Consider the following 26,165-nt stretch of genomic DNA (forward strand, 5'->3'; position numbering starts at 1 on the left):
GACGGGCCGTCGGCCCGCAGCAGAGAATCCTGTAGGGGGGCGCCCGGGTCAGCGGGGCCAGCGCACGCCGGGGAACGGGGAACGGCGCTGCGCCTCGGCGGCGTCCAGCGCACCGGTGGCGACCGCGGCGTGGAGCGCGGCGACCCGTTCGAGCGCGTCGCGCTGGTCCGCCACCTCGGACGGGGTCATCGGCTCCCCGTGCCCGGGGACGACCACGCCCGGACCGAGCGCCAGCAGCGCCGCCACGGTGGCCGGCCAGTCCTGCGGAAACGCGTCGCCGAAGTCGGGTGGCGCGCCCTGCTCGACGAGGTCGCCCGCGAAGACGACACCCTGGTCGGGGACGTGCGCGACGACGTCGTGGTCGGTGTGTCCGCGACCGAGGTGACGCAGCTGCACGGTGCGCCCGCCCAGGTCGACGAGCGCGACCGGATCGACCGTACCGTCGGGTTCGACCGGGACGGTCGCGGCGAGTGCCTCGGCGGTCTCGGGGGCGCGGCGGCGGTAGTGCGCGACCCATTCGGCGCGCTGGGTGTCGGCGGTGACGCGCAGCGCGGCGGCGCATCCCGGATGTGCATGCACCGGGCACGGCAGGAAAGCCGCGGTGCCGAAGCAGTGGTCGAAATGCGCATGGGTGATCGCGACGACGATCGGCAACCTGGTCACCGCCCGGACCGCGGCGGCGAGCTCAGCGCCCTGCCGCTCGTCGCCACGGGTGTCGATGACCAGTGCGCGCTCGGTGCCCAGCACGAGCCCGGTGGTGAGGTCCAGCTCGGCGTACCTGCGGGCCAGCACACCGTCGGCCACCTCGCACCAGCGGGCCCGTCCGTCGCGCCTGCCGTTCTCAGACCACGACACGCATCCTCCGACCGCGCTCGTCGATCTCCGCCCCGAGGATCTCCGCGACGCCCCGCGCCCAGCGCGCCGCCGACCAGGCGCACGCTAGCGCGTCCAGACAGTCGTCGAGGCGCGCCCCGACCGGCAGGTCGGCCAGTGCGACCGCGGGATCGACCCACCGGGCCAGTGCGGCGATGCGCTGCCCGGCCCCGCGGGCGGTCCGCTTCGGCGCGAATCCGATCTCCGGGGCGAGAGCGCGCAGCGAGAGCTCCGGATGCACCTCGATCAGCCCGTCCGGCAGTGGTTCGACCCGGTCCCAGTCCCGGATCTTGGGGCCGATGTGGAAGGTCTGCAGGCTGATCGCGCGCCCGGTCAGCTCGCGGGCGACGGCGCAGGCGTCGGCGAAGCAGGCCGCGTCGAGCACGGGCCGGGGCGGCGCGGGGAACACCGACGACCGCAGGCGGCCCAGCCGCGCGGCCGCGTGCTCGTCACAGGCGCGGCGGGTGCGGCCGGACGGCAGTCCGAGGGGGATGTCGACACCGACCGCCGCGCAGCCGGATGTCGCGGCCACCACCGCGGCCGCGTCCGGAAGCACCGCCCAGGTCACCACGTCGCCCCGCGGGCGCGAGCGCACCGTGGCCACCACCCAGCCGCCGGGGACCCCGTCGACACCCGCCACCGCGCGCATGGTGCAGGATCATCGCCTGTGCGCGTCTATCTCGGCAGTGACCACGCTGGTTTCGAGCTCAAGGCCCGGCTGGTCGAGCATCTGAACGGGCTCGGCTTCGAGGCGATCGACGTCGGGGCTCATGTCTTCGACCCGGATGACGACTACCCGCCGTTCTGCATCGAGGCCGCCCGCCGGGTCGTCGAGGATGCCGGCAGCCTCGGCGTCGTCATCGGCGGGTCGGGCAACGGCGAGCAGATCGCGGCGAACAAGGTCCGCGGCTGCCGGGCCGCGCTGGCGTGGAGCACCGAGACCGCCCGCCTGGCCCGCGAACACAACAATGCGCAGGTGATCGGCGTCGGGGCCCGGATGCACACCTTCGAGGAGGCCGCTGCCATCGTCGAGGCGTTCCTGCGCACGCCGTTCTCCGCCGAGCCCCGCCACCAGCGCCGGATCGACCTGCTGGCCGACTACGAGCGCACGGGGACGTACCCGGCGGTGCCCGACCCGGCCTGACGCCGTGCCGGAGGGCCACACCCTGCACCGGCTCGCGCGGCTGCACCGACGGCGATTCGGCCGGGCGCCGGTGCGGGTCAGCAGCCCACAGGGCCGGTTCGCACAGTCCGCCGCGCTGCTGGACGGCGCGGTGCTCACCGGGGTGGACGCCCACGGCAAGCACCTGTTCCACCGGTACGGCCCGGACCGGGTCGTCCATGTCCACCTCGGCCTCTACGGCACCTTCGACGACGCCCCGTTACCGGCGACCGAGCCGCGGGGGCAGGTGCGGATGCGGCTGGTCGGGGCGACGCACTATGCGGACCTGCGGGGACCGGCGGCCTGCGAGCTGCTCACCGACGACGAGGTCGCCGCCCTGCGGGCCCGGCTTGGCCCCGATCCGCTGCGCCGCGGCGCCGATCCCGATCGGGCGTGGGCACGGATAACCCGGTCCCGGGCACCTCTGGCGACGCTGCTGATGGATCAGTCCGTCGTGGCCGGGGTCGGCAACGTCTACCGCGCCGAACTGTTGTTCCGGCACCGGATCGACCCGCTACTGCCTGGGCGGGCGCTGCCGCGCGAGACCTGGGACGCGATGTGGAACGACCTCGTCGCGCTGATGCGGGCCGGGGCTCGCCGGGGCCGGATCGACACCGTGCGGCCCGAGCACGATCCGCGCCGCCGCGGCGAGCCGGGGCGACAGGACCGGCACGGCGGCGAGGTCTATGTCTACCGGCGGGCCGGACAGGAGTGTCTGGTCTGCGGGACCGCGGTCACCCATGCCGCGCATGCCGCTCGCAACCTGTTCTGGTGCCCCACCTGCCAGCCGGCGCACCAGCGCCACTGACCGGCCCGGGACGCTCCCGCCGGGCCGGTCGGTGTGGCGTGGCCGGACCTGCCGGCCGTGGTTTCCAGCGACGTCGGTCGGCTCAGAAGTCGAAACCGCCGAGGTCGAACCCCCCGGCGTCGCCCCCGACATCCCCGAAGCCGCCCATGTCTCCCCCCATGTCGCCGCCCATGTCGCCGCCCATGTCGCCGGCCGCCAGGCCGTCGGCGAATCCGTCGGCGTAGGCCACTCCGGACATTCCCGAGAACAGCGTGCTGAACAGCAGCATCGAGCCGACGCCCCAGGCCCCGGCCACGAGGGCCGGCTTCCACCACGGCTCGGAGTACCAGCCGGCCGGAACCGGCCGCCCGGCGACGTTGCCACCCGGGTAGTAGTGCCGGTTGCGGTCGGACGGGTGCGGCGAGGCGCTGTAGGCGTGCCCCTCGACCTCGACGTCGCGGTCCTCGCTCACCGCCCCCGCGCGCTGCTGACCGGGTAGCGGCGGCAGCTCGGGCCCGGGGTCGAGGCCCATCGCGGTGCGAGCGGCGCGGACGTAGTAGAGGCCCTCGTAGGCCGTCTCGGTGACCTGGCGGGCCTGCGCGGTGGACCTCACCTGGTCGAGCTGCGAGCCCGCGGCGTTGTAGCGCTCGGCCGCGTCGGCAAGGGCCTGTTTGGCGGCCTCGTCGGTGCCGACGAGGTTGAGCACCTGACCGCCGAGTCGCTCGACCCATCGACGGGCCTCGGCCTTCGCGTCCTCGAGTTCGCGTGCCTGTGCCGCCGCGCGCTGGCGTACCAACCACACGATGCCGGCGGCAATGGCGACCAGGACCAGCACGGTCACGATCGTGGTCATCGGGTCGTTCCTCCCCATGCCGGGCCCAGAGCCCGCTCTCATGCAGTTCAACGGACAAGTCGGGCCGATCGTTCCCAATGGGGCGGCCGGGAATGCCCCGGGGGTCCACGCCGGCGGGCACGCCGACGTGGACCAGGGCCGGCGGGGGAGAGGGATGTGCCGGCCCTAGGTGGGCGGTGACTTCTCGCCCACCTGAAGGTTCACTCGCGCCCCGGGCCGGGGCGTTACCTGCGGCGATGACGAAGAGTGAGGCCCTCGCCCACCGCCGCGGCGCCCGGCCTGCGAAGGACACGGATGTCGTGACGGTTCGAGCGGTGGATGCGGCGAGCGCCGACCGGCCGCCTGAACCGGTCGGCACCCCGCATCACAGATGCGCCGGGCTGCGCAGCCTGCCGTCGATCAGCTCGACGACCTGGTCCACCCCCGCGAGATGCGAGCGGTCGTGGGTGACCAGGACCGTGGCGGTGGTATTGCGGTGGGTCAGCCCGGTGAGCAGGTCGATGATGGCGGCACCCCGTTCGTGGTCCAGGGCGCTGGTCGGCTCGTCGACGAGGAGCACGGCGGGGTCGTTCATCAGCGCCCGGGCGATGTTGACCCGCTGGCGCTGCCCGCCGGAGAGCTGGTGCGGCCGCCTGCCCGACTGGCGGTCGAGCCCGACGGCGGCGAGCAGCTCGTGCGCGCGGTCGCGGGCACTGCGCGGGGACCGGCCCGACAGATGCGCCATCACCTGCAACTGCTCGGCGGCGGTCAGTGAGGCGAGCAGGTTGGGCTGCTGGAACACCATGCCGATCCGGGTGCGCCGCAGTGCGGTCAGCTCGGCCTGGCGCAGCCCGGTGGTGTCGGTCCCGTCGACCACGACCTGCCCGCGGTCGGGACGGATCAGGGTGGCGGCGACCGCCAGCAGGCTGGACTTCCCGGAGCCGGAGGGGCCCAGAACGGCGGTGACGGTGCCCGCGGGCACCTGCAGGTCGACCTGGTCGAGCGCGGTCAGCCGGTGCTCGCCGTCGGGATAGGTGAGGGTGACGCCGGTCAGGCGCAGGCTCATCGGATGCTTCCTTCGGGAGACGGATGGGGTTCAGCGGGCGGACAGGGCGGTCAGCGGGTCGACGGCGGTGATCCGGCGGACGGCCAGCGCGGCGCCGAGCAACCCGAGGACGACCAGGACGGTGGCCGGGATCGCGATCGTGCCGACGTCCAGCACGAATGGCACCGCTTCCGCGGCCAGGGCGCCGAGCGCCGCGGCGAGGCCGGTGCCGACGGCGGTGCCGCCGATCAGCAGCACCAGGGCCTGCCCGAGCGCGTCGCGCAACAGGTGGCCGGTGGTGGCGCCGAGCGCCTTGAGCACGGCGATGTCACCGCTGCGCTGGATGGTCCACACCGTGAAGAAGGCGCCGATCACCAGCGCGGAGATGGCGAACAGCAGGCCCCGCATGAGCTGCAGGGAGCCGTTCTCCGCGGAGTAGGAGCCGATCGCGGACAGCGCGTCGGAGCGGGTGAGGGTGTGCGTGCCCAGGGCGGTATCGGCGGCGGCGAGATCGGCCCCGGCATCGGTGGTCAACGCGAGAACGGTGGCCGAGTCGGTGTGGGCGAGCTGTTGCCAGGTGGCCAGGCCGGTCCAGATCACCGGTGTGTGGCTGTAGGAGGCGTCGACGGCGACGGTCTCGACCCGCAACCGCTGGTCCGCGATCGTCACGCTGTCTCCGGTGCCGACGCCCAGCGCGTCCGCGGCGCCGGTCGACACCAGGGCGGTACCGGGGCCGACGGCGTCGGGCAGCGGCGCGAGTGGCGAGCCAGGCCGGACGCCGAACACGGTGACGGCGGCCGTCGTCGTGCCCACCTCGGCGTAGCCGGTGGTGAGGCCGAGCGGCTCGGCCGCCCGGACCCCGGGTACCTCGGCCCACTGCCGCCAGAGCTGCGGCTCGATCGCCGAGTTCGTGAACGAGGGCTGCTGGCCGTCCGGCGGCGCGGTGAACACCAGGTGATCGGCCGGCAGGTCGATCACGGCCGAGGTGGTGTCGCGGGCCAGACCCGCGGTCAGTCCGGACAGCAACCCGACCAGCATGGTGATCAGCACGACGACGCTCGCCATCAACGCGAACCGGCCGCGGGCGAACCGGAGATCCCTCCAGGCGACGAACATGTCTGCTCCTTTCGTGACCGGTCGCGATCAGCGCAGCGCGGCCGGGCGGGCCTCGGCGGCGTCACCCGGCGTCGGCGTGGACAGCCGCGAGCGCAGGCAGCCGAAGAGCAGTGCGAGGCCGACGGTGAGCAGGATGTGCCCGAGACCGGACACCCCGGCCAGCGCGGCGCCGGAGGGCAGCCCGAGCACCGTGCGGGTACCGATGACGGCCAGCGCGCCCACCGTGAGCAGCAGGCCCGCGTGGTAGGTGCGCAGGAACCAGGGGAACAGCGCGCTGCGCGAGAGGCCGAAGAGCCGTTCGAGCCCGATCAGGATCAGGAAGAACGTCATGCCCAGGACGAGCAGGTGGGTGTGCACGACGCCCAGCTCAGTGGCCCCGGTGAACTCCACCGCCTTGGTGAGCTCGCGATAGTAGAGCCCGCCCGCGAGTCCGAGGACGAGGTAGGCGACGGCGGACCAGTACAGCTTGTTCACGGATGCCCTTCCGGAGTTCGAGGGTGTGTGTGACTCCGACTCTGGACCGTCGGGACGCCGGTGGCACCGCGCCCGGGTTGGGACCTCACGGATCGAACCGGTGAGCCGAAGCTCAACCTTTCGATGGATCCGGAACGAGGCGATGGGGATGGGGAGCCCGCTAGCCTGGCCACTGCCGTGAACCCCCGAACCCTTGATCACCCCTTGCGTGTGCTGCGCGTCTGCCTGCATCTGCTGGTGGCGGGCCTGCTCGCGCTCGCCGCCGGACGCGCGGTCACCACCGGCCTGCCGCACCGGGCGGCGATCGTCGCCGCGGCGCTCGTGCTGGCGGCCGTCTATGCCGCCGGTCCCCTGACTCCCCGGGTCGCCCGCTCCGCCGCGGCGGCCGGCGCGTGGCTGGGGACGTTGGCCGCGGTCTGGCTGGTGCTGCTGGCGCTGACTCCCGACGGGGTGTGGCTGGCGTTCCCGTTGTTCTTCCTGCAGCTGCATCTGCTCCCGCCGCGCTGGGGACTGCCCGCGGTCGCCGTGACCACGGTGGGGGCGATCGGCGGGTTCGCCTGGCATCAGGGGGAGCTGACCCCGGCGGTCGTCATCGGTCCCGCCCTGGGTGCTGCCGTGGCGGTCGGCACGGCGCTCGGCTACCAGGCGCTCTACCGGGAGAGCGAGCACCGACGCAGCCTGATCGAACAGCTCACCGCGGCGCGCAGCGAGCTGGCCGCCGCCGAACACGCGGCCGGTGTGCTGGCGGAGCGGGAGCGGCTGGCCCGCGAGATCCACGACACCCTCGCTCAGGGACTGTCCAGCATCCAGCTGCTGCTGCGCGCGGCCGAGCGCGCGCTACCCGCGCGGCCGGACACCGCGGCCGGGCACGTCCGGCAGGCCCGGGTCGCCGCGGCGGACAACCTCGCCGAGGCCCGGCGGTTCGTGCACGCCCTCACCCCGCCCGGTCTGGCGGACGGCTCGCTGCCCTCGGCGCTGGAACGGTTGTGTGCGACGACGACGCAGCGCTCCGGGCTGGCGGTGCATTTCCACCTCAGTGGCACCCCGGCCGTTCTGTCCGCCGCCCAGGAGGTGGCACTGCTGCGCATCGCCCAGTCCGCGCTGGCCAACACCGTGCAGCATGCGTGCGCGGGCCGGGCCGAGGTGACCTTGAGCTATATGGACGATCGCGTCGCGCTGGATGTCGTCGACGACGGTGTCGGCTTCGATCCCGGCGCCGTGCCCCTGCCGGGCGCCGGAGGCCGGTTCGGGCTCGCCGCGATGCAGGCGCGAGCCCGCAGCCTGCAGGGCACCCTCAGTGTCGAGTCGGCGCCCGGTCAAGGCACGGCGGTGGCGGTCAGTTTCGCGAACCCACCGCCCGTCGAGGCGGCGACGTCGTGAGTGACGCGATCCGGTTGCTGCTGGCCGATGACCACCCGGTCGTCCGGGCCGGGCTGCGCGCCCTCCTCGACGGCGAGCCCGGGATCGAGGTCGTCGCGGAGGCCGCGACCGCGGAGGAGGCCGTCGCGCTGGCCGGGACGGCGGAGGTCGACGTCGTCCTGATGGATCTGCAGTTCGGCTCCGGCATGCACGGCTCCGCGGCGACCGCGGCCATCGCGGCGCGGCCCGGCGCGCCACGGGTGCTCGTGCTGACCACCTATGGCACCGAGGCCGAGATCCTGGCCGCGATCGAGGCCGGCGCCACCGGCTACCTGCTCAAGGACGCGCCGCCCGAGGAGCTCACCGCCGCCGTGCGCAACGCCGCGGCGGGCCGCTCGGCGCTGGCGCCCGCGGTCGCGAACCGGCTGATGGACCGGATGCGTACCCCCGCCACCGCGCTGAGCCTGCGGGAGACCGAGGTGCTGCGGCTCGTCGCCGACGGGCTGTCCAACCAGGAGATCAGCAGGCGGCTTTTTCTCAGCCAGGCGACCGTCAAGTCACATCTGGTGCACATCTACGGCAAGCTCGGTGTCGACTCCCGCACCGCCGCGGTGGCCGTCGCCGTGGAGCGGGGGATCCTCCGCCGCTGAGCGCAGCCGGCCCGCGGACACGCCCGTTCAGTCGATGTGATGGCAGTCACATCACGGGTAGCGTGGCTCCCCTTCCAGCGGGAAGTGAGGGATGGCCATGAGCAACAGCGACAGTCACCTTCGGTCGATCGATCTGTTCAACCAGCGAAACTGGGATGCGTTCGCCGCGGATCTCGCGCAGGACTGCGAACTCGTCGACCAGGCCAGGGGTGTCACCGCCAAGGGCCCAGACCAATGGATGGACGCGGAGAAGGCCTGGGTGGCCGGCTTCTCCGACGCAATGGTCAGCAACGCCCGGATCATCGACGGCGGTGCGACGACCGTGCTGTTGTTCACCGGGTCGGGCACCAACGACGGGATGCTCGGGCAGCTTCCGGCGACCGGCCGGCAGGTGAACCTGCCGTTCTGCGAGGTCCGGCAGTACAACGCCGAGGGCAAGGTCACTCGCGGCGAGTGGTACTACGACCAGGTCAGCATGCTCGTCCAGCTCGGCCATATGCCGGCGCCCGAGGGGTGAGCGGGAGCGCGAGGACACGGGGTCGGAGTGCTCCCGGCGTAGCCGGCTGACCGCTCACCGGTTCCGGCTCAGGCGGCCGTCCGCACGTAGTGGTCGGCGATCTCGGCGACCCCTTCGCGGTAGGTCGGCCGCCGCGGCGTCCAGCCGAGTTCCCGCTTGGCCTTGGCCGTGCTGACCCGAAGGCCGCCCGTCATGATCGCCTTGAGGTAGGGCATGGCGGTGAGCGGCCACGACGGGATGACAGGTGGGCGCGGTGCCCCGAGCGCATCGGCCAGCGCGATCATCAGATCGGAGAGGCTGACGGGCAGGTCGTCGGCGATGTTGTACGCCGAGTTGGTCGCGCCGCGCTCGACGGCGGCGACCGTCGCCGTCGCGGCGTCATCGATCTGCACCCACGGCAGCACTCCGCCGTTGCGCACCGTCGGCAGGCGCCTGCGGCGCAGGCCGTCGACCAGCGCGTCGCCAGCCGGTCCCGGACCGTAGAACAGCCCATAACGCAGCGCGATCCCGGCCACGTGGGACGCACCGAACACCTGCTTCTCGTTGGACCGCATCGCGGCCAGATGATCCTCGAAGCGGCCGCGTCCGGCCGGGGCGAAGGGGTCGTCCTCGGTGAGCACGCGGCCACCGAAGTCTCCGAAGCCGTAACCGAACACCATCGACTGGGTCACGAACCGGGTGGCGCCGATTCGCTGTGCGGCGGCGAGCAGGTTCGCGGTGCCGTCGATGCGCAACCGGTTGGTCCCGGCCATGTCCCGGTGTCGCATCGGCGGTTTCCTCAGCGCCGTGAGCTGAGAGATCACCGCGTCGCACCGATGGTCCCGCACGGCGTCGAGCAGCGCGTCCCGGTCCAGGACGTCGGCGCGGAGCGGGGTCGCACCCGCGTCGAGCACCGCGTCGCGGCCGCGTTCGGCGCGATGGATTGCGACCACGTCATGTCCGGCCGCGCGCAGCTGCCGTATCAGCGGCAGGCCGATGGCGCCGGAGGCGCCCGCCAGAAGCACCTTCATCGTGTCCCCCACCCTTCGATGAACCGGCCCCCATGACGACTCGTGGCCTGTGGCGCGGATCCGGCGGGTTTCAGTCCGGCCGAGGGGAGGTCATGAGCTAGGGCTCGTCGGACGGAAGGCCTCGTCGTGGCGTCCTGCCGCGCGCCTTGACCGTTCGGTCGTGCTCGTCGAGCTGGTCGCCGATTCGGTTGGTCCAGTCCCGCAGTCTCTGAACCTCACGGGCCAGGTCGTCGCTCGCGGCCTTCAGCTCACCGCGGTCCTCGTCGAGGACGGCGGTCAGCCAGCCCATGATGGCACGAACGGTCCCACTGTTGGCGGCGGTGGCCTCGGCCAGATCGAGGACATGATCGGCCGGGATCCGCGACGCGAAGAACATGTAGCCTTCGCTCGCCTCCAGAGAGTTCATCGCGGACTCGACCAGCTTGAGCTCCGTGCGGTGCGCGATGTGATCGAGTCTTACGCGGTCGAGGGAGCGGCGGGCGTCCCCGATCGATCTGGCCAGGTTCGAATAGTCGGTCGCTCGGGTGATCGCCCAGGCCGCCCTGTCCAGCTCGTCGCGAAGGACGATGGCGGCGGAACGCGCTCGGTCCTGGGCGCTCAGCTCAGCACGCGACAGACGTTCTCGCTCGGCACGGTGGCGTCGAACTCGCGCGAGCAACGAGGCGATCGCGAAACCGATGATGCCGCCGACGACCAGGAACAGCAGTTGTCCCAGTAGGCCGCTGTTGCCGTCGACGACGAGGCTCATCGGGGCAGGGTACTGGGACTTGCAGTGATGTGTCTCACATTCGAGGGTTGGCGTGGCCGTCCCTCCTCGCGTTCGTCGATTCGTCGGCGCGGGCTGCCGGCTCCGGCGATATGCGTCACGGTGGTCGTCGCAGCAGCGGCGAAGAACGCCTCGCGCATCGGGCTCGTCCCGGCCGACCGGCAGCAAGGTCACGTACCCACGGTCGGGTCTGGTCGGGGTGGCGGGATTTGAACCCACGGCCCCTCGCTCCCAAAGCCACGGCAGGGAGTGTGAGGCCGTCCGGTGATGTCCGGGACCAGCGCGGGCACCGCTCGTCGTTTCCATCGTGGACGGTCCGCGGCGGGTGCCGTTGCTACACGGCTGCTACATGGCCAGCTCGGACGACTGTCGCGCGAAACGTCGGGGTGGCTCGATGACGCGCGGACTCGTCGGCTCGGTCCTGCCCGTCCTCGGCGGCGGCCCGCCCCGCCCGGCTGGGCGGCCGGCCGGCCCTGGCCGCCCCGCGCGGGCCGGAGGCATGAGCGCGGGGCGAGCCCTGGGCCGGGCCGGCTCGGTGTCCGGTGTCGGGGCGCCGCCGGCCGGTGGCGCCGGGCTTGTCCCATGTGCCATATCTGTCCGCAGTGAGGACGAGAACGCCCTCACGGTCGCTCCGCTCTGGCAGCCGTCGTTCCCGAGCCCGGAGCTGGTGGCGCACGCGGCCGATCTCATCCCGCACATCACCGGCGGCCCGGTCGGGATCGGCTCGAAGATCGCCGAGGGGCCGCGCTGGGAGATCGTGGTCAGCCCCGGCGTGTTCCGCGTGCGCACCCGCGACTACGCCCGCGCCGAGCGGCGGCACGAGCGGGAGGTCGAGCGGCACCGCAAGCACGTCGACATCGCGGCGATCTGGGAGGGCGACATGCCGGACCCGCTACCGACCCGGGGCGCCATCACGGCGTGGACGCGGCGCTCCCGCGCCCGGCTGGTCGAGCGGCTGTCGGATCTCGACTACACGAAGCTCTACGGCCGCTTCCGGGTCTGCGACGCCTGCCGTGAGGAGTTCGACGACCAGCTCGCGCACTGCCCGGCCTGCCGGTCCGCGCGCAGCTCGATCGAGGACCGCCGTGGCCGGCTCCCGGCGATGCTCACCCTGACCTACCCCGGCGACTGGCTCACCGTCGCGCCGACCGCTGAGGCGGCGATGGGCCACTTCCAGGCGCTCTGCAAGCGCTACGCGCGAGCCTGGGGTGAGCCGCTGCGCGGGCCGTGGAAGAAGGAGTTCCAGGGTCGCGGCGCGGTGCACTTCCATCTCTCCACCACCCCGCCGATGGGCACGACCACCGTCACCGACCCGGAGACCGGCGCCCTGGTCGTCGTCGACTTCCGCCGCTGGCTGTCGATCACCTGGGCGGACATCGTCGGGCACCCGGACCCGGAGCAGCGTCGCCGTCATCTCGTCGCCGGGACCGGCGTCGACTACGCCCAGGGCGTGAGGCTCACCGACCCGCGACGGATGGCGATCTACTTCGCCAAGTACGGCGCCGCGGCGACCGGCAAGGAGTACCAGCACCGGGTGCCGCCCGAGTGGGTCTCCTCCGAGCTGGTGTGCGCGGAGTGCGGCGCCGGCTACGACCAGGCCCTCGACGAGTGCCCCACCTGTGGCTGCCCGGATGCGGACCTCGTCGAGACCGGCAGCGCCGGCCGCTTCTGGGGTTACCGCGGCCTGTCCCGCTGCCTCGCGATCCGCCAGGTCACGCCCGCCGTCGGCGTCGCGGCCGGCCGCATCGCGCGGCGCTGGTACCGGGCCAAGGGCCTCACCAAGCAGATCACCGTGCAGCGGGTCGAGCAGTCGACGGGCCGCGTCTACTACCGCCGCTCGACCGTGCGGAAGAGGCTATTCGTCGACGGCCGCGGGTTCGTGTGCGTCAACGACGGTGCAGCGTTCGCGTCTCAGCTCGCGCGCTACCTCGCTGACCTGCCCCATCCCCCCGCCTCCGCTTCTGATAGCCCACCGGGTGCGTCGTGAGGGAGAGTCGGCCGACCCTCCCGAAGCGGTATCGGGTGCAGGGCGGAGCCATGCTTGGCTGCTTCGAACTGTATTTGGGCGCTGTACATCGCACTCTTCGAGCCGTTGAAACTCTTCGCCAATGCGGTTCGGCGGCTCTCCGGATCATTGCGATCTTCGTGCGAAGCGCTCATTGGTGAGGTCGAGTCGTCTCGGTGTAGATCCAGCGGAGGTAGTCGGGGTGGCCAGCGCTGACTGGCAGTGCGATCACGCAGGGGACGTCGTCGGCGTGGTCGCGGTCGGCGCGAGCAACGATCTCAGGCACGAGCGAAGCGCGGGTATGCAGCCCCACCCGCGCCTGCGGCTCGTCGTAGACCTTGCCCTCCCACCGGTAGATAGCCCGGATCTGCGCGATGTTGTGCCCGCACGCGACGAGGCGATCCTCGACGAGCTGCCGGGTGAAGTTCGCGAGCCACTCCGGATCCTCGGCCGTGATCACGACCTCGACGCACTCGTACTGCTCGGGGGCCGACTCGGTCATGACGTGCTCGCCTTCTCCTCGTTCCGCAGCTCGTCCATCAACCGGACGACCTCGTCCTCCGACCGGGCCAGGGCGCCCCACCCGCTGATGATCGGGCCGTCGTAGCTCAGTCCGACCCACCGGCCGGTGGCGTGCCCGCCGTGCTGGTGGAGGTGGAAGTAGAGCGTGCCCTTCGAGCGGACGGCGCCCTCGTCGGCGGTGTACCAGCCCATGAGGATCTCGTTGTCCCAGAGGCGCATCTCGCCGCGCCACATGTAGCCGCCCACGTCGAGGGGGGTGCCGCGGGTGACGGCGACGATGTCGACGGTGTCGCCGCGCTGGGTCATCCGCACCTCATGCGGGTTGATGACCTCGCGGCCCTTGTTCCAGGACTGCCAGCAGGCCCACCAGTCGCCGGTGAGGTCGACGCGGTGCGTCTCGTCGCCGGCCAGCTCGTCGATCGTGATGCCCAGCGCGCGGGCGATCGTCTTCGCGACCGATAGCGTCGGCTGCGTCTCTCCCGCCTCGTAGCGGCGGATCTGTCGGCGGTCGACGCCGACCTTCGTAGCCAGGTCGCCCTGGGACATGCCCAGTTCGCTGCGACGCTGGCGGATGACCTCGTGCATCTCCATGTTGTCCACCTGGTGCGGCCGGGGACGGTTCTGTCCGGCCAATAGGACGCTACCGTCCACCTCAATGGGGCAAACTTGTCCTTGACATGTGACACTCATGTCCGCAACCGTAGGGACGTAGACGCCCTCTGTCGAGGACGCATCAGTCACCTGACATGAGAGGTGGACTCGTCGTGATCCAGAACTTCAAGGTCGACCAGGCCCGCACGTTCAGCTCCGTCCTGCTGCTCGGCGTCGAACCCAAGACGGCGTTCGGCGACCCGTACCGCCAGGAGGTCGCGAAGGACGGCACCCCGAAGTGGGTCGCTCAGCTCGCCGCCGAGTTCCGCGCGTTCGGCCGCCCGCAGCGCGAGCTGATCAACGTCGGGCTGGCCAGCGAAAAGAACCCCGGCGAGAACATCGCGCCCGGGACGCCGGTCGAACTGCTCGACTTCGAGATCGGCGTCATGGAGCGCAAGAACCGCGAGGACCAGGTCACCGGAGTGCAGGTCTGGTACCGCGCTGGGGCCATCCGGTCGACGGCGGCGACGGGCAAGCGCCCTGCCGAGGTCGCGGGCTGACCATGGACGGGTTGGGGGAACAGCTCACGGTGCGGCACGGCGGCTGCCTCTACCGCATCGTGCGCAGGCGGGATGCGAACGGTCAGGGAACCGTGCAGGAGTTCTGGCGCGGTCACGGTGTCGTCGGTTCCGAGAAGCGCTGGCTCGGCGGCCGATACACGGCCCGCCTGAGCTGGTACGCGGCGGTCAACCCGGCCGGGCGAGCTGGAGCGGCGAGGTGCCGTACCGAGGGCCTGCCCAGCCGTCGGGCCGCCGTCTCCTGGCTGCTCGCGCAGCAGCCGGCGCCCGAACTGATCCGCGCCGTGATCGTGTGCCAGGCCTGCCCGTACGTGTGGGAGCCGGCGCGAACCGAACGGCGGGAGTTCGAGGTCCTGGTCCGCGACGGCTGCCCGGACTGCGGCGGCTGGGTCTGGCTGGGGGAGCTGGCCGAGTGCGGGGGAGCGCGATGACGCTCGTGCCCCGCGACGTCCCGGACGTCATCACCGAGGACTGGCACCGCGGCCGCGGCCTTCGCGCCCGGCTGCGGCGCCGCCGCGAGATCCGTGAGCTCGACGAGCTCGCCGCCCGGCTCGGCTGGTGCTGGGAGGACACGGTCACCGGTGCGGGGCTGGTGCACCACTCCAAGACGGCTGCCGGTATCCCGCACACCTCGGCACCCCGGGTCCAGTGGGTGGAGGGTGGCCCGCCGCTGACCCTCGTCGTCCGGATGCTCCCCGGCCAGGTCGCCGACGACTTCCGCGCGCAGGCCCACCGGCTTGCCGAGGGCATGGGTGTGGCGATGGTGCGTGTGAGCACCGACCGGCACGGCTGGCTGCGCGTCGCCCTCCTCGCCCGCGACCCGCTCACCACGCCCATGCCGCTGCCCGCACGCCCGCGCGGCACCTCGGCCGCGGTGCCCGTGCTGCTCGGCGCCGACGAGTACGGCCGCCCGGTCACGATCGACTTCTCCGAGCGGGTGCACCTGATCGTCCAGGGCCGCACCGGGTCAGGGAAGAGCCGACTCTCGTACGCGATCCTCCAGCAGCTCGCCGCCGCGCCCGACGCCGTCATCACGGGCTGCGACCCGTCCTCGGTCCTCCTGCGGCCGTTCACCGGAACGCGGCACGGCGCGCTCCAGGTCCTCGGCGCCGACCCGCTCGCGCACGCCGCGCTGCTCGACCGGCTCGTCGACGAGATGGACGCCCGCCTCGCGCGCATCCCGGCCCGCTGCGACGTCCTCCCGTTGGGCCCGGACGCGCCGTTCCTGTTCGTCGTCCTCGAGGAATGGCTCGCGCTGCTCGGCCTCGCCGGCTCCGACCGCAAGCTCCGCGACCGGCTCTCGACCGCCACGCGCCGCCTCGCCGCGGAGGGTGGCAAGGTCGGCGTCCGCGTGATCATGCTGCCGCAGCGCGCCGAGGCCAACGAGGTCGGCGGCGGTCTGCTGCGCGGCCAGTTCGCCTACCGGCTCTCGCTGCCGGTCGACAACGTCGACGCCGTCCGGCTCCTGCATCCCGGCGTCTCGCTGCCGCAGGCCGAGGCGCACATCCGCCACGGGCAACCCGGGGTCGCGCTCTACGACGCGCCGGACCATGTGAGCGGCCGCCTGCGCACCCCGTGGATGCCGGACTACGGCGCCTACTGGGACGCGATCACCGACCTGACCAGCTGACGGGGGAGAGCTGATGTCGAAGCCGAGGGTGCCGCTGCTCTACACGGTCGAGGAGGCCGCCGAACTGTTGACCATCAGCCGGTGGAAGGTGTTCGAGCTGATCCGGCTCCGCGAGCTGCGGTCAGTGAAGATCGGCGGGCTCCGTCGAGTTCCGGGCGCTGCGATCGAGGAGTACATCGCCCGCCTGCTCGGCGAGGCGTCCTGATGGCGGGGGAGCGGCGCCGGCGCCGGGCCAACGGCGAGGGCACGATCTACCAGCGCGCCTCGGACGGGCTGTGGGTCGGCATGGCGTACGTCCACACCACCACCGGCGTCACGAAGCGGCGGCCGGTGTACGGGCACAGCTTCGACGAGGTCCGCGAGAAGCTCGACCGGCTCAAGGGCGACTCGGCCCGCGGCATCGCCGTGCCCGATCGCGCGCTCACCGTGGCCGGCTACCTCCACCACTGGCTCACCCAGGTCGCGGAGTCCAAGCGCGCCACGACGCACCGCGGCTACGAGAGCGCCGTCCGGCTGCACATCGTCCCGGTGCTCGGGACGAAGCGGCTCGACAAGCTCACCGGTGCCGACGTCCGCCGGCTCATCGCCGTCTGCCGGTCCAAGTGCCTGTGCTGCCTCAATGGCTACGACAAGCACCGCGAAGCCGCGGATCAGTGCTGCTCCGCGGGCCGCTGCTGCAGCCGGACGCCGTCGAAGCGACAGATCCAGTTCATCCACGCCGTCCTGCGCAACGCGCTGAGCAGTGCCGAGCGCGAGGAGTTGGTGACCCGCAACGTCGCGAAGCTCGTGCAGATCCCGGCGCCGCGCTACAAGGTCGGCAAGGGCCTCAGCGTCGCCCAGGTCAAGACGCTGCTCGTCGAGGCCAAGAAGACCCGGCTCTACGCGCTGTACGTCGTTGCGGCGACGCTCGGCCTGCGCCGCGGGGAACTGCTCGGGCTGCGCTGGACCGACCTCGACCTCGACCTCGACCGCGCGACGCTCACCGTCGAGCAGACCGTCCAGCGGGTCGGCGGCCGCCTGGTCGTCGACGAGGCCAAGACCGAGGCGTCCGAGGCGACGATCCCGCTCCCGAAGATCACCCGCCGTGTCCTGCTCATGCACCAGGAGCGGCAGGCCAAGGAGCGGATCGACGCGGGCGATGTCTGGCACGACCACGGCCTCGTGTTCCCGACCAGCGTCGGCACGCCGATCGAGCCGCGCAGCCTCAACCGACACTTCGACGGCATCCGCACCCGCGCGGGCCTGCCCGGCGTCCGGCTGCACGACTTCCGGCACACCGTCGTCACGCTGCTGCTGGAGCTGGGCACGCCGCCGCACGTCGTGCGGGCCATCGCTCGCCACGCGGACCTGGACGTGACGCTCTCGATCTACGCGCACACCAACCTGGACGCCATGCGCGAGGCGCTGGACAAGATCGACTGGGAGGCCGAATGAACCTCGAGCCCCACTTCCTCACCGTCGCCGGACCCTGGTCAGCGCACGCCGGGTCGTCGGGGGCAAGGGGCGCGAAGCGGCGGAGCGAACCCCTTGCGGCCGGCGGGCCGACGGGGGCTCGCTCGCGCGGCGTCGGGGAGGACGCGGGGCGGCCCCCACTTCCGAACCGGAGCTCCGCCGGAGGCACCCCGTCCTTCGAAGCAGGGAGTCGTTGCTACACGACTGCTACAGATCGGCCGTTCGGCCACCGACCGAGACCGCCGATCATGCCCCTGACCTGGTCGGGGTGGCGGGATTTGAACCCACGGCCCCTCGCTCCCAAAGCGAGTGCGCTACCAAACTGCGCCACACCCCGTCGCAGGGAGTGTATGTGTTCGCCTGATCGCCGGTGCGACGCAGGGGGCGGGCACGCGCCCTGCGAGGTGCCGCTCGCCGCGCCGGGCCTCGGGTAGGGGACGAGCTCTGAGGACTCTGTCACGTTCGACGGCGACGGGTCAGCACCTGAACGGGAGCCGGGGAGCGTCCGCTAGGCTTGCGATCGTCCCTGGGCGTGCTCGGGGGCACGCGGGCGTAGCTCAATGGTAGAGCCCCAGTCTTCCAAACTGGCTACGCGGGTTCGATTCCCGTCGCCCGCTCCACGCTTGACCAGCACAAACGCTCGAGCCGTGATCGCCGTAGGCGACAGCGTGGCACCACATATGACACCAATGGATCTAGTAGAGCGTCGCTTCTAATGTTTGGGGTAGAGGTGGCGTAGGCGGGTGCGCGCGTCGTGGGTGGTGAAGTGCCAGTTGACCTGACGTTGGTCGGCGTTGGTGGCGGCCTGCCAGGCGGCCAGTTCGGTGTTGAGCACGTCGAGGTCGTCGATGCGCCGGTCCAGGCACTGGCGGGTCAGTGCGGAGAGCTTGATCTCGGCGATGTTGAGCCAGGAGCCGTGGCGGGGGGTGTGGTGGATCTCCAGGCGCTGGGCCAGAGCGAAGGCCTCGCCGGGTTCGAACGCCTCGTACAGGGAGCCGATGCCGTGGGTGTTGAGGTTGTCCATGACCAGCACCACCTTCTGGGCCTCGGGGTAGTCCACCGTGAGGACCTGCCGGACCTGGTGGGCCCAGTCGATCCGGGTGCGTCGGGGCTGGGCCTCGACCCGGCGCCAGCCGGCCAGGGGCTCGGCCCAGCAGAAGATCGAGCACGTGCCGTGGCGCCCGTACTCCGAATCCTCGCGTGCGTCGCGCCCGGGGGCGGCCGGGATCGGCTCGCGGGCGTGGCCGAGCAGCTGGTAGGGCTTCTCGTCCATGCACACCACCGGCCGGGCCCGGTCGCGGGGACGAGCGTAGACCGCGAGCACGTCCTCCATCCGCGCGGCGAACTCGGCGTTCGCTGCCGGTGGGATGGTCCAGCACTTCTTCAGATGAGGGCGAAGTTCCGTTTTTTTAACACCCGCCCGATCGTGGAGTGGTCCAGATCGGGGATGTCCTCGACCAGCGCCACATGCTTCTCCAGCAGACGAAGCGACCAGCGCGCACGCCCCTCGGGCGGAGTGGAGCAGGCCAGCGCGATCAGCCTCGCCTCGACCTCCCCGGTGACCGGCGAGGGCACCGGCGGCTCGGCGCGCTGCTTGCGGCCGATCGTGGCCCAGATGTCGCCACCGGTCTCGGCGAACCGCTTGGCGACCAGCCGCAGCGTCTCACCCGAGACACCCAGGCGAGCCGCGATCACTTCCGTGACATCGACCTCGCCCTGCGAGGTGTCCAGCGCGAGCAGCACCCGCGCCCGCCGGATCATCGAGGCCGGGCGCACCCCGGTCGTGGTCACCCGGACCAGCTCTTCACGATCGGCCGCGGTCAACGTGACCGGCCGCTTCTTCTGCGACGGCATGAGTGTCCTGACTGGCAGAGGGGAAGGGGAAGATCTGCCGTCCACCAACATCTCAACCAAACATGCCAGAACTAAGCAGCGACACACTACTAGCGTTCATGCCATGACGGGGCGTCCTGGTACCGGTACGAGTCGCGCTCGGGGCAACATCGAGAGACTCCAGAGCGGGGCGCTCCGGGTCCGGGTGTACGGCGGACGGGACCCAATCACGAGCAATGCTTGAGATCTGTGGATGACCGTGGAGGGGTCGTACCCTTCCGGTGATCTTGAAGGTTCTCAAGCAGGACCGGCGCGGCAACGCTGGTCGGAAGGGCGCGACCCGTGCTCACCGTAGTCCCGAGCCCCGATCCGGCGATGAGGCCCGCCCGGACGGGCCGGCGTCTGGTGGTGCGCAACGGCAGCCACCAGCCCCGCCAGGTCGACAGCCGCGGGCGCGGCGGAAGACGGTGGCCAACTACCTGAGCCGCGAGGGTGGTTCAGTTTCGGAGTGAGCGGATCAAGCACGGGGGGCTTCGGGCTCGGGCCGGCGCAGGCTGAGCTGTCGTCGCCGGTCGCGAGCGCGCAACCGACCTACGCTGAGCGGGGTCGGCGCGCAAGCACCGTGCTGCCGGTTGCTGCAATGGCCTCCGCGTCGGGTTGAGACGTCCCAGAGACGGCTGCATCGTGGACGGCAGTACCGCCGCGGCGACGAGTTCTGGCTGATCCCGGGTATGGGATGACCCGACGTGTCGGCCGCGAGGTGCACGGCGTCGAGGCGGTCTGCCCACTCGCAATGGACGTTCGCGCCACCCGGCGTCGGCTTCCTCGACCGTGAGGGGCTGCCACGCTCGCGCCACGATGCCGGCGGGCAAGGTTCCCATTGCGCGTGAGAGCACTGCACGACGGCGCGAGGAGGCACGGGCGGCGGGTCCTGCTGCAGTTCGCGCATGGACAGTAGCCACGACAGCGCTACCAGGCGTCGTCGATCTCGCCGTCACAAGCCTTGCGTGGGATGACATCGAGGTAGGTCGGGTCGACGTGGACGACCCAGCGCCGTCGGCGGGCCAGGCTGTCAGGAACCGGTCGACGACGTAGTGGCTGAATCGTCTGCGACCAGGCTGCGACGCTCGACCTCGGCGGCGGCGATCCAGCTGTCGCTCTGTGGACGCGGGCGCCCGCGGTGGGCGGCGTAGGCAGTGATCTCGCCCCAGATCCTGGCGACGTCGTCGGTGTACGGGAGCGTGGGGCGGGCCGCCAGCGAAGGTGATGCCGTGCTCTGCCGTGGCCAACTCGCGGGCGAGGGTGCCGGGCAGGCGCCGCTCGATGACGAGCGAGGCGGCGTCGGTGTCGAGGATGATCCGTCGCACGTCAGGCGATGCTGGAGCGGCGCATCTGTCGGAGGTCGGCGAGGAAGTCGTCGAGTTCGTCGTCGAAGATCCCGTCCTGGGCGAGCGCGTCGATGCTGGAGACAGGGGTCGCCTTGGCGAAGATCTCGTCGACGGTCGGCGCAGGTCTGGCGGAGGGCGAGGGCCCGGGCTGGGTCGTCATCGTGCCTCCTCTGGAGCGCTGTCGGCTCGGGCTCATGGTGGCCCGTAGCCGGCGTCGGACAGGCCCAACGACACCGGAGAAGGCGGCCCGAGAGTGCTCCCTGAAAGGCCGAGCAGCAGGCGTTCTCCCGTCGGGATCTGTCCGGTGTGGACTATGTCTACGTGTGGGCCGACGGTGACGGGACGAGGGCGCCGGAGGTGCCGCAGGCCTCCTCGTCATCGTCCTCGGGCAGTGTGCCTGCCCTGCTCTCGTGCCTTGGCCTCCACGAAGGCGGCGAGCCGCCCGAGGGTGGCGAAGATGTCGCCGACGATCTCGTCGATCGTGATCTCGATCCTGAACCGTTTCCGCAAGGCGACGATGAGCTTGACGACGGTGAGCGAGTCGAGCTCAGGGAAGTTGCCGTACAGTTCCGTCTCCGGGGTGAGGGCATCGGCCTGGTCCGCGATGTCCAGCGTGACCACCACGACGGCCTTGACGTCCTCGAAGATCGCCTGCGAGATCTCTGGTGAGCGAGTCATCTGGCTTCCCCTCATCGGCCGTGCAGACCCGGCCGCCGATCCAGACCAACGGCTCTCTCGGTGTCGGAGGACCCCTGAGGGTGGGAGGCGGTGAGTTCGTGGCGGAGGAACGCTCGGTCGAACTTGCCGTTCGCGGATCGGGGCAGGCCGCGGCGGACCACCACCTCGGCGGGCACCATGTAGCCGGGTAGTACCTGCCGCAGTCGTGCGCTCACCGCGGCCGGGTCGAAGCCGGCGGGATCGCAGGGCGTCACGACAAGGACGATGCGGTGGCCCAGTGCCTCGTCCTCGAGGCCGAGCGCGACGGCGTCGTGAACCAGGCCGCTCTCGTACGCCACTTCCTCGATCTCCTGTGGGCTGACCCGATACCCCGATGTCTTGATCATGTCGTCGCGCCGTCCGACGAAGTACAGAAAGCCCTCCTCGTCGCGGACGACGACATCGCCGGACCAGACCGCCAGCTCGGGCGTACCCAGCTCGACCGGACGGTGTGGCGGCGGCCGGAACCGCTCGGCGGTGCGCTCGGCGTCATTCCAATAGCCCAACGCGACCAGCGGACCTCGGTGCACCAGCTCACCCGGCTCGCCCGGACCGCAGAGACCGCCGTCCTCCCGGACCACGAGGACCTCGGCGTTCGGGATGGCCTTGCCGATCGAGTCGGGCCGCCGGTCGACCTCCCGGGGATCGAGATAGGTGGAGCGGAACGCCTCGGTGAGGCCGTACATCAGGTACGGCGCCGCGGTCGGGAAGAGCGCTCGCAGTCGTTGCAGCGTCACGCGCGGGAGCCGCCCCCCGGTGTTGGCGAAGTAGCGCACCCCGGCCACGGCCTCGGGCGGCCACGGTTGGGCTGCGAGCTGGATCCACAGGGGCGGCACGCCCACCAGCCCGGTGATGCGGTGCTCCGCGCACAGCCGGACGACATCCCCGGGCAGCAGGTAGTCGGCGAGCACCACGTGGGCGCCGACGTACCAGCCGGTCGTCAGCTGGCTCAGTCCGGCATCGAAGCTCAGCGGGAGGACGGCCAGGATCCGGTCCTCCGCCGTGTTGTGCAGGTAGCTGCTGACGCTCTCCGCGCCGACGATGAGGTTGCGGTGCGACAGCACGACGCCCTTCGGGGCCCCGGTGCTCCCCGACGTGTAGAGGATCGCGGCCACATCCGTGTCGACGCCACCTGTCGGAGCGCGCCCGGCCTGCTTCGCGCGCTCGGCGACCGCCGACCAGGCGAGCACGCGGTAGGGGGTTTCCTCGTCCGTGACGACCGGGTCGCCCAGCACGAGGACGTCGCAGAGTGACGTGCAGGCCGCGAGCTCGGCGCGCAGGGCCCGCAGCCGGTCCGTGGAGGTCACCAGCACCCGCACGGCGCAGTCGTCGAGGATGTGCCGCACCTGCCGGGCCCGCAGCACGGGATTCACCGGGACGAACACGCCACCGGCCCGTGAGCAGGCCAGCAGCGCCACGATGGTCTCGATCCTTTTGTCGAGGAAGACCGCGACGCGTTCGCCACGATCGAGCCCGAGGTCGCGCAGGCCGGCGGCGGCGAGCTCGATCCGCTCGTGCAGATCGGCGTAGGAGATCGTGCCCGTCCGCGCGGTCAGGGCGGGCGCGCCGGGGTTGCGTCGGGCGGACCTCGCGACGAGGTCCGGCAACCGGATGAGCATGTCCGCGGATCCCATTCAGCCGCCGCGGACGAGCATGGGAGCGCTGTTGTCGTCGATGCTGATCTTTCGGACCTGCGGGTCGCCCGAGTGCTCACGCATCCTCTTGGCGGGGTTTCCGCCCCATAGAGCATTCGGTGGCACTTGTTCGCCCTTCATCAGGAAGGAGCCGGTGGCAAGCATCGCGCCCTCGCCCATCGCCACGCCGTAGTGGACGAATGCGCCGACGCCGAGCGTGCAGCCGGCACCGATCACGGTGTGGTCGGACTTGAATCCGCCGTCCTCCTGCGAGTGGCATTGGATGACGCTGCCCGCGTTGAGGGTGCAGCCGCCACCGATCGTGGTGAACGTCCGCTCGGTGAGGAAGCAGCCGTCGTCGAACACCCGGCGGCCGATCCGCGCACCCAGCAGCCGCCAGAGCACGGTCTTCAGCGCCGTGCCGTCGAAGGCGGTGAGTAAGGTGCCGGCCGACAGCTTCCAGAAGCGTTCGTGTCGCCAGAAGGCGCGGTCGTAGATCGAGCAACCCTGCGGCCGCAGGGTCTGGAGTCCCCGGACCATCCGGTCGACCAGAATGAAGTAGGCGATGGACAGGACGAGGACCCCGGCGGTGGCCAGCGCGAACACGAGGGCCCCCAGGGAGGCCCAGAGGTCGGTGGCGGCCAGGTAGAGCACGGTGACGAGAAAGGCGAAGATCCAGCGCACCAGCAGGAACAGCGCAATGGTGATGGTGTTGTAGACGTTCTTGGCCCACAAGCGGCGGCGCAGCTCGTCCTTGCTCCCCACGTCGAGCTGCTTGTCGCGCTTGACGGACCGCGGAATCTCGAAGCTCGGCGCGCCCAGCAGGCCCACGCCTTCCCGCACCGGTCCGTCGAGGGGAACCATGACCTTCGTCGCGAGCAGGCAGTTGTCGCCGGTCCTGCCCAGCGAGGGATAGGCGATCCGGTTCCCCAGGAAGTTCTCCGCCCCGATCGACACGTGGGACAGGCGGAAGGAGGTGTTCGAGTAGTCGGCATTGATGATGGACAGCCCGTCCGCGACCATCGTTCCGCTGCCGACGGAGCTGAGGAACGGGGTGTCGTGCTGCACGAGCTCGCCGAAGTTCGAACCGGTCTGTCGCACCTCCCGAAGGTGGTAGCCCAACCAGCGCAGGTAGTGGACGATATAGGAGGTACCGCCGAAAAGACGCAGGTAGAACCTGATGTTGGTCGTTCGGGCGATCACGCGCTGGATCCCGTAGTGGAATCCGTACAAGGGGTAGACCGTGTCCGGCGTGAGGACGAGGTTCAGCACCCGCGGAATGGTTCCCACGAACACGAGACCGACGAGCGCGGCACCGAAGAAGAGCACGGCGGAGATGACCAGCGCGTCGTCGCGGTAGAACGCCCAACTCGTGAACGCGACCGGTCCCGGGTTCGTCAGCCTGGCGAGCGGGGGGACCTTCGTGAGCGCGAGGTCCGCGATGCCCAGTACCAGCGGCGTACCCAGCAGAAGCAGGTTCGCCAGCTGCAGGCTCGGGAAGACGATCCGTCGCCAGGTGCTGACGTTCATCCCGGGGGTCCGCTGGTAGTCGACGTCGGTCGGCTGCGCGGGGGAGCCGTGCCAGCGCTCACCGGCGGGCACGGCCTGTCCGGCCAGCAGCGAGGAGGAGTGCCCCAGCTGGGCACCATCACCCAGCGATGTCCCGATGGCGAGCACCGTCATCTCGCCGACCAGCGCGTCCTTGCCGACGCTCACCGCGCCGGTCTGGATGACGCCGTTGTCGGCCTGGTAGCCGTTGAAGAACGCGTCCTTCCGGATCACCGCGCGGTCGCCGATGCTGAGCAGGTCGGTGCACACGGGCAGGTTCCGGGAGAGGATGACGGCGCCGCGCCCGACCTTCGCGCCCAGCGCCCTCAGGTAGAGCGCATAGAGCGGTGAACCGACGAACAGCACCATCGGGTTCCGCTGGATCAGGGTCTTGACGAGCCAGAAGCGGAAGTACGCCAGGCTCCAGACGCGGATCTGCTGAGGCTTCCACCGGCCGATGAGCACCCACTTGAGCACGATCGGAAGGGCACAGAGGCCGAACCCCATCGCGCTGCCGAGCGCGACCGACCGCAGGTAGACGTCGACCGGGTTCGGGCTGGCCGAGACCCACTCGAAGCCCTTCACCCCGGCGGCCGCGGTGAGGGCCGGGTAACCGAGGAAGAACAGGAGCTGCAACGCTCCGCACAGGAGGTACAGACCGTTGCCGACCGGCTTCGGCGGCTCGATGAGAGCCGCCGGATCCGCTGACGGCGAGGCGGGCGTGCGGGTGGTGTCGGTCCTGGTGCCGGCGACGGCCGCCGCGAGGCTCCGAATCGTCGGGTGCTGGTAGATGTCCGGCATCGACACCGAGGGCAGGTCCGCCCGCTTGCGCACCCGGGCACAGAATCGGGCCATCAGCATCGAGTCGGCACCGAGGTCATCGAAGAAGTGGCTCTCGGCCGATACCTGCTCGGTGCCCATGATTTGGACCAGCACCTCCGCGAAGCCTCGCTCGCGTTCGGCGAGTGCGGTCAGATGGTCAGCCGGGTCAGCGGTCAGATCGTCGTGGGAGTTTCCCATCAAGTGGACCCCTTGAACCAGATGTCGGAGTGGTCATTGCTGGCGCGCTGAGCTACACGAACGAAAGGGATGTCCGTCATCTTCCGGTAGAACGGTCCGCCGCTGGGGTAGCGGTCCCGCCGATGCCGAATCGGCACGGCCGACCGTCGAATATCCAATTTCCGGGGCGCGCGGACGTACCTCGAACATTGCCGTCCTCAAGCCCGTCGGGCCGCCGGCGCACTCCGGGCAGCAGGCGGTGTCCAGGTGGATGTTCCCATGGACCACACCGCCGACCTGATGGCGACTACACGTCAGGGACCTGGCGGTTCACGCTGGACTCGCGCCACGCAAGATCCATTCCGCGCAAGCCGCCCGGCCAAAATCTGCGCAGAAGGCGCAGAGGGGTCGACGCGACAGTTCCTACTCGTTCATCCTGCATGCAGACAACAGTCATGAGTCCCCTGGACCATCGTGACCATGCTTGGGGAGCCCTGGCATGTAAGGCCTTTGCTCACCCTTTCCCGAACAGTTCCTTTCAGGCTGAACCTGTCTCGTTCGACATGCTGCGGGAGTTGTGCACGCACCTGCCGGCTACCCCTCCACGAGACCTGATCGTGCGACCGAACCCGAGATCCTCGCCGTGCTCTGGCGCTCGCGGGTCAGGTGGTTGAGGA

General features: G+C 71.0%; 27 protein-coding genes and 2 tRNA genes. 12 read left to right on the forward strand and 17 right to left on the reverse strand.

The window, feature by feature from the left end:
- Positions 1 to 48 precede the first annotated feature (48 nt).
- Both ACFQE5_RS21190 and ACFQE5_RS21195 read right to left on the reverse strand, forming a co-directional pair.
- Positions 49 to 855, reverse strand: coding sequence for an MBL fold metallo-hydrolase (locus ACFQE5_RS21190; protein ID WP_379587534.1), 807 nt, complete (start codon positions 853 to 855; stop codon positions 49 to 51).
- Positions 842 to 1,522 (reverse strand): DUF429 domain-containing protein, encoded by a 681-nt coding sequence (locus tag ACFQE5_RS21195; protein ID WP_379587535.1) that lies wholly within the window; start codon positions 1,520 to 1,522, stop codon positions 842 to 844. Before ACFQE5_RS21195 ends, ACFQE5_RS21190 begins: the two co-directional genes overlap by 14 nt.
- 18 nt (positions 1,523 to 1,540) lie before the next feature.
- Between ACFQE5_RS21195 and ACFQE5_RS21200 the strand changes: the two genes are divergently transcribed.
- Both ACFQE5_RS21200 and ACFQE5_RS21205 read left to right on the forward strand, forming a co-directional pair.
- On the forward strand, positions 1,541 to 2,017 hold the full coding sequence (locus ACFQE5_RS21200) for a ribose-5-phosphate isomerase (protein ID WP_379587537.1): 477 nt from the start codon (positions 1,541 to 1,543) through the stop codon (positions 2,015 to 2,017).
- Positions 2,018 to 2,021: 4 nt separating this feature from the next.
- Positions 2,022 to 2,843, forward strand: coding sequence for an Fpg/Nei family DNA glycosylase (locus ACFQE5_RS21205; protein ID WP_379587539.1), 822 nt, complete (start codon positions 2,022 to 2,024; stop codon positions 2,841 to 2,843).
- An 82-nt stretch (positions 2,844 to 2,925) separates the two neighbouring features.
- Here the strand turns inward: ACFQE5_RS21205 and ACFQE5_RS21210 are convergent, their stop codons facing one another.
- The 4 genes from ACFQE5_RS21210 to ACFQE5_RS21225 form a co-directional block, all read right to left on the reverse strand.
- On the reverse strand, positions 2,926 to 3,675 hold the full coding sequence (locus ACFQE5_RS21210; protein WP_379587541.1) for a hypothetical protein: 750 nt from the start codon (positions 3,673 to 3,675) through the stop codon (positions 2,926 to 2,928).
- A gap of 364 nt (positions 3,676 to 4,039) precedes the next feature.
- Positions 4,040 to 4,720 carry an ABC transporter ATP-binding protein gene (locus ACFQE5_RS21215; protein ID WP_379587542.1) on the reverse strand — a complete coding sequence of 227 codons (681 nt, stop codon included), beginning with the start codon at positions 4,718 to 4,720 and terminating at the stop codon, positions 4,040 to 4,042.
- Between the two features lie 30 nt (positions 4,721 to 4,750).
- Complete coding sequence (locus tag ACFQE5_RS21220) at positions 4,751 to 5,815, reverse strand: ABC transporter permease (protein ID WP_379587544.1); 1,065 nt, start codon at positions 5,813 to 5,815, stop codon at positions 4,751 to 4,753.
- 27 nt (positions 5,816 to 5,842) lie between these two features.
- On the reverse strand, positions 5,843 to 6,289 hold the full coding sequence (locus ACFQE5_RS21225) for a DUF2871 domain-containing protein (RefSeq protein ID WP_379587546.1): 447 nt from the start codon (positions 6,287 to 6,289) through the stop codon (positions 5,843 to 5,845).
- 177 nt (positions 6,290 to 6,466) lie between these two features.
- Here ACFQE5_RS21225 and ACFQE5_RS21230 point away from each other — a divergent pair, with 177 nt between their 5' ends.
- The 3 genes from ACFQE5_RS21230 to ACFQE5_RS21240 all read left to right on the forward strand — a co-directional run bounded on the left by ACFQE5_RS21230 (position 6,467) and on the right by ACFQE5_RS21240 (position 8,815).
- Positions 6,467 to 7,669: a sensor histidine kinase gene (locus tag ACFQE5_RS21230; protein WP_379587547.1), complete on the forward strand. Its 1,203-nt coding sequence runs from the start codon at positions 6,467 to 6,469 to the stop codon at positions 7,667 to 7,669.
- Positions 7,666 to 8,298 (forward strand): response regulator, encoded by a 633-nt coding sequence (locus ACFQE5_RS21235; protein WP_379587548.1) that lies wholly within the window; start codon positions 7,666 to 7,668, stop codon positions 8,296 to 8,298. The genes ACFQE5_RS21230 and ACFQE5_RS21235 overlap by 4 nt, the downstream gene beginning before the upstream one ends.
- A gap of 97 nt (positions 8,299 to 8,395) precedes the next feature.
- Positions 8,396 to 8,815: an ester cyclase gene (locus tag ACFQE5_RS21240; RefSeq protein WP_379587549.1), complete on the forward strand. Its 420-nt coding sequence runs from the start codon at positions 8,396 to 8,398 to the stop codon at positions 8,813 to 8,815.
- Positions 8,816 to 8,883: 68 nt separating this feature from the next.
- Here ACFQE5_RS21240 and ACFQE5_RS21245 read toward each other — a convergent pair whose 3' ends face one another.
- Together ACFQE5_RS21245 and ACFQE5_RS21250 are read right to left on the reverse strand one after the other, a co-directional pair.
- Positions 8,884 to 9,825 carry an NAD-dependent epimerase/dehydratase family protein gene (locus tag ACFQE5_RS21245; RefSeq protein ID WP_379587550.1) on the reverse strand — a complete coding sequence of 314 codons (942 nt, stop codon included), beginning with the start codon at positions 9,823 to 9,825 and terminating at the stop codon, positions 8,884 to 8,886.
- 97 nt (positions 9,826 to 9,922) lie between these two features.
- Complete coding sequence (locus ACFQE5_RS21250) at positions 9,923 to 10,573, reverse strand: hypothetical protein (RefSeq protein ID WP_379587551.1); 651 nt, start codon at positions 10,571 to 10,573, stop codon at positions 9,923 to 9,925.
- Between the two features lie 412 nt (positions 10,574 to 10,985).
- Here ACFQE5_RS21250 and ACFQE5_RS21255 point away from each other — a divergent pair, with 412 nt between their 5' ends.
- Positions 10,986 to 12,578: a hypothetical protein gene (locus tag ACFQE5_RS21255; RefSeq protein ID WP_379587552.1), complete on the forward strand. Its 1,593-nt coding sequence runs from the start codon at positions 10,986 to 10,988 to the stop codon at positions 12,576 to 12,578.
- Between the two features lie 169 nt (positions 12,579 to 12,747).
- Here ACFQE5_RS21255 and cutA read toward each other — a convergent pair whose 3' ends face one another.
- Positions 12,748 to 13,098, reverse strand: a complete 351-nt coding sequence (gene cutA / locus ACFQE5_RS21260) for a divalent-cation tolerance protein CutA (protein ID WP_379587553.1) — start codon at positions 13,096 to 13,098, stop codon at positions 12,748 to 12,750.
- Positions 13,095 to 13,709, reverse strand: coding sequence for a helix-turn-helix transcriptional regulator (locus ACFQE5_RS21265; protein WP_379587554.1), 615 nt, complete (start codon positions 13,707 to 13,709; stop codon positions 13,095 to 13,097). The genes cutA and ACFQE5_RS21265 overlap by 4 nt, the downstream gene beginning before the upstream one ends.
- A 173-nt stretch (positions 13,710 to 13,882) precedes the next feature.
- Between ACFQE5_RS21265 and ACFQE5_RS21270 the strand changes: the two genes are divergently transcribed.
- The 5 genes from ACFQE5_RS21270 to ACFQE5_RS21290 are packed head-to-tail and all read left to right on the forward strand — an operon-like array spanning position 13,883 to position 17,351.
- Positions 13,883 to 14,269 carry a hypothetical protein gene (locus tag ACFQE5_RS21270; RefSeq protein ID WP_379587555.1) on the forward strand — a complete coding sequence of 129 codons (387 nt, stop codon included), beginning with the start codon at positions 13,883 to 13,885 and terminating at the stop codon, positions 14,267 to 14,269.
- A gap of 2 nt (positions 14,270 to 14,271) precedes the next feature.
- Complete coding sequence (locus ACFQE5_RS21275; protein ID WP_379587556.1) at positions 14,272 to 14,718, forward strand: hypothetical protein; 447 nt, start codon at positions 14,272 to 14,274, stop codon at positions 14,716 to 14,718.
- On the forward strand, positions 14,715 to 15,917 hold the full coding sequence (locus ACFQE5_RS21280) for an FtsK/SpoIIIE domain-containing protein (RefSeq protein WP_379587557.1): 1,203 nt from the start codon (positions 14,715 to 14,717) through the stop codon (positions 15,915 to 15,917). The genes ACFQE5_RS21275 and ACFQE5_RS21280 overlap by 4 nt, the downstream gene beginning before the upstream one ends.
- A gap of 13 nt (positions 15,918 to 15,930) precedes the next feature.
- Positions 15,931 to 16,122: a helix-turn-helix domain-containing protein gene (locus ACFQE5_RS21285; protein ID WP_379587558.1), complete on the forward strand. Its 192-nt coding sequence runs from the start codon at positions 15,931 to 15,933 to the stop codon at positions 16,120 to 16,122.
- The gene (locus ACFQE5_RS21290; protein WP_379587561.1) at positions 16,122 to 17,351 is read left to right on the forward strand and encodes a tyrosine-type recombinase/integrase; all 1,230 of its coding nucleotides are present in this window, start codon (positions 16,122 to 16,124) and stop codon (positions 17,349 to 17,351) included. Before ACFQE5_RS21285 ends, ACFQE5_RS21290 begins: the two co-directional genes overlap by 1 nt.
- A gap of 278 nt (positions 17,352 to 17,629) precedes the next feature.
- Here the strand turns inward: ACFQE5_RS21290 and ACFQE5_RS21295 are convergent.
- Positions 17,630 to 17,706 (reverse strand) — tRNA-Pro (locus ACFQE5_RS21295).
- A gap of 209 nt (positions 17,707 to 17,915) precedes the next feature.
- On the opposite strand from ACFQE5_RS21295, the gene ACFQE5_RS21300 reads away from it, so the two are divergent.
- Positions 17,916 to 17,989 (forward strand) — tRNA-Gly (locus ACFQE5_RS21300).
- Between the two features lie 92 nt (positions 17,990 to 18,081).
- Here ACFQE5_RS21300 and ACFQE5_RS21305 read toward each other — a convergent pair.
- The 6 genes from ACFQE5_RS21305 to ACFQE5_RS21330 all read right to left on the reverse strand — a co-directional run bounded on the left by ACFQE5_RS21305 (position 18,082) and on the right by ACFQE5_RS21330 (position 25,509).
- The gene (locus ACFQE5_RS21305) at positions 18,082 to 18,864 is read right to left on the reverse strand and encodes an IS630 family transposase (protein WP_379588069.1); all 783 of its coding nucleotides are present in this window, start codon (positions 18,862 to 18,864) and stop codon (positions 18,082 to 18,084) included.
- Positions 18,753 to 19,223: a helix-turn-helix domain-containing protein gene (locus ACFQE5_RS21310; RefSeq protein ID WP_379587563.1), complete on the reverse strand. Its 471-nt coding sequence runs from the start codon at positions 19,221 to 19,223 to the stop codon at positions 18,753 to 18,755. Before ACFQE5_RS21310 ends, ACFQE5_RS21305 begins: the two co-directional genes overlap by 112 nt.
- Positions 19,224 to 20,570: 1,347 nt before the next feature.
- On the reverse strand, positions 20,571 to 20,750 hold the full coding sequence (locus ACFQE5_RS21315; RefSeq protein ID WP_379587565.1) for a hypothetical protein: 180 nt from the start codon (positions 20,748 to 20,750) through the stop codon (positions 20,571 to 20,573).
- 215 nt (positions 20,751 to 20,965) lie between these two features.
- Positions 20,966 to 21,268, reverse strand: a complete 303-nt coding sequence (locus ACFQE5_RS21320) for an acyl carrier protein (RefSeq protein WP_379587566.1) — start codon at positions 21,266 to 21,268, stop codon at positions 20,966 to 20,968.
- 11 nt (positions 21,269 to 21,279) lie between these two features.
- Positions 21,280 to 22,926 (reverse strand): acyl-CoA ligase (AMP-forming), exosortase A system-associated, encoded by a 1,647-nt coding sequence (locus ACFQE5_RS21325; protein ID WP_379587567.1) that lies wholly within the window; start codon positions 22,924 to 22,926, stop codon positions 21,280 to 21,282.
- 15 nt (positions 22,927 to 22,941) lie between these two features.
- Entirely contained in the window at positions 22,942 to 25,509 is a 2,568-nt protein-coding gene (locus ACFQE5_RS21330) for a Pls/PosA family non-ribosomal peptide synthetase (protein ID WP_379587568.1), read from the reverse strand.
- Positions 25,510 to 26,165: the final 656 nt, after the last annotated feature.

Origin of the sequence: Pseudonocardia hispaniensis, assembly GCF_042658695.1 — a bacterium.
Taxonomy (GTDB): Bacteria; Actinomycetota; Actinomycetes; order Mycobacteriales; family Pseudonocardiaceae; genus Pseudonocardia; species Pseudonocardia hispaniensis.

What these genes read in the sequence shown, in the direction of transcription:
- ACFQE5_RS21195 (WP_379587535.1), bottom strand. Translation starts at nt 1,522, where the DNA reads ATGCGCGCGGTGGCGGGTGTCGACGGGGTCCCCGGCGGCTGGGTGGTG.
- ACFQE5_RS21210 (WP_379587541.1), bottom strand. Translation starts at nt 3,675, where the DNA reads ATGACCACGATCGTGACCGTGCTGGTCCTGGTCGCCATTGCCGCCGGC.
- ACFQE5_RS21215 (WP_379587542.1), bottom strand. Translation starts at nt 4,720, where the DNA reads ATGAGCCTGCGCCTGACCGGCGTCACCCTCACCTATCCCGACGGCGAG.
- ACFQE5_RS21220 (WP_379587544.1), bottom strand. Translation starts at nt 5,815, where the DNA reads ATGTTCGTCGCCTGGAGGGATCTCCGGTTCGCCCGCGGCCGGTTCGCG.
- ACFQE5_RS21240 (WP_379587549.1), top strand. Translation starts at nt 8,396, where the DNA reads ATGAGCAACAGCGACAGTCACCTTCGGTCGATCGATCTGTTCAACCAG.
- ACFQE5_RS21245 (WP_379587550.1), bottom strand. Translation starts at nt 9,825, where the DNA reads ATGAAGGTGCTTCTGGCGGGCGCCTCCGGCGCCATCGGCCTGCCGCTG.
- ACFQE5_RS21250 (WP_379587551.1), bottom strand. Translation starts at nt 10,573, where the DNA reads ATGAGCCTCGTCGTCGACGGCAACAGCGGCCTACTGGGACAACTGCTG.
- ACFQE5_RS21255 (WP_379587552.1), top strand. Translation starts at nt 10,986, where the DNA reads ATGACGCGCGGACTCGTCGGCTCGGTCCTGCCCGTCCTCGGCGGCGGC.
- cutA (WP_379587553.1), bottom strand. Translation starts at nt 13,098, where the DNA reads ATGACCGAGTCGGCCCCCGAGCAGTACGAGTGCGTCGAGGTCGTGATC.
- ACFQE5_RS21265 (WP_379587554.1), bottom strand. Translation starts at nt 13,709, where the DNA reads ATGGAGATGCACGAGGTCATCCGCCAGCGTCGCAGCGAACTGGGCATG.
- ACFQE5_RS21275 (WP_379587556.1), top strand. Translation starts at nt 14,272, where the DNA reads ATGGACGGGTTGGGGGAACAGCTCACGGTGCGGCACGGCGGCTGCCTC.
- ACFQE5_RS21280 (WP_379587557.1), top strand. Translation starts at nt 14,715, where the DNA reads ATGACGCTCGTGCCCCGCGACGTCCCGGACGTCATCACCGAGGACTGG.
- ACFQE5_RS21285 (WP_379587558.1), top strand. Translation starts at nt 15,931, where the DNA reads ATGTCGAAGCCGAGGGTGCCGCTGCTCTACACGGTCGAGGAGGCCGCC.
- ACFQE5_RS21290 (WP_379587561.1), top strand. Translation starts at nt 16,122, where the DNA reads ATGGCGGGGGAGCGGCGCCGGCGCCGGGCCAACGGCGAGGGCACGATC.
- ACFQE5_RS21310 (WP_379587563.1), bottom strand. Translation starts at nt 19,223, where the DNA reads ATGCCGTCGCAGAAGAAGCGGCCGGTCACGTTGACCGCGGCCGATCGT.
- ACFQE5_RS21315 (WP_379587565.1), bottom strand. Translation starts at nt 20,750, where the DNA reads ATGACGACCCAGCCCGGGCCCTCGCCCTCCGCCAGACCTGCGCCGACC.
- ACFQE5_RS21320 (WP_379587566.1), bottom strand. Translation starts at nt 21,268, where the DNA reads ATGACTCGCTCACCAGAGATCTCGCAGGCGATCTTCGAGGACGTCAAG.
- ACFQE5_RS21325 (WP_379587567.1), bottom strand. Translation starts at nt 22,926, where the DNA reads ATGCTCATCCGGTTGCCGGACCTCGTCGCGAGGTCCGCCCGACGCAAC.
- ACFQE5_RS21330 (WP_379587568.1), bottom strand. Translation starts at nt 25,509, where the DNA reads ATGGGAAACTCCCACGACGATCTGACCGCTGACCCGGCTGACCATCTG.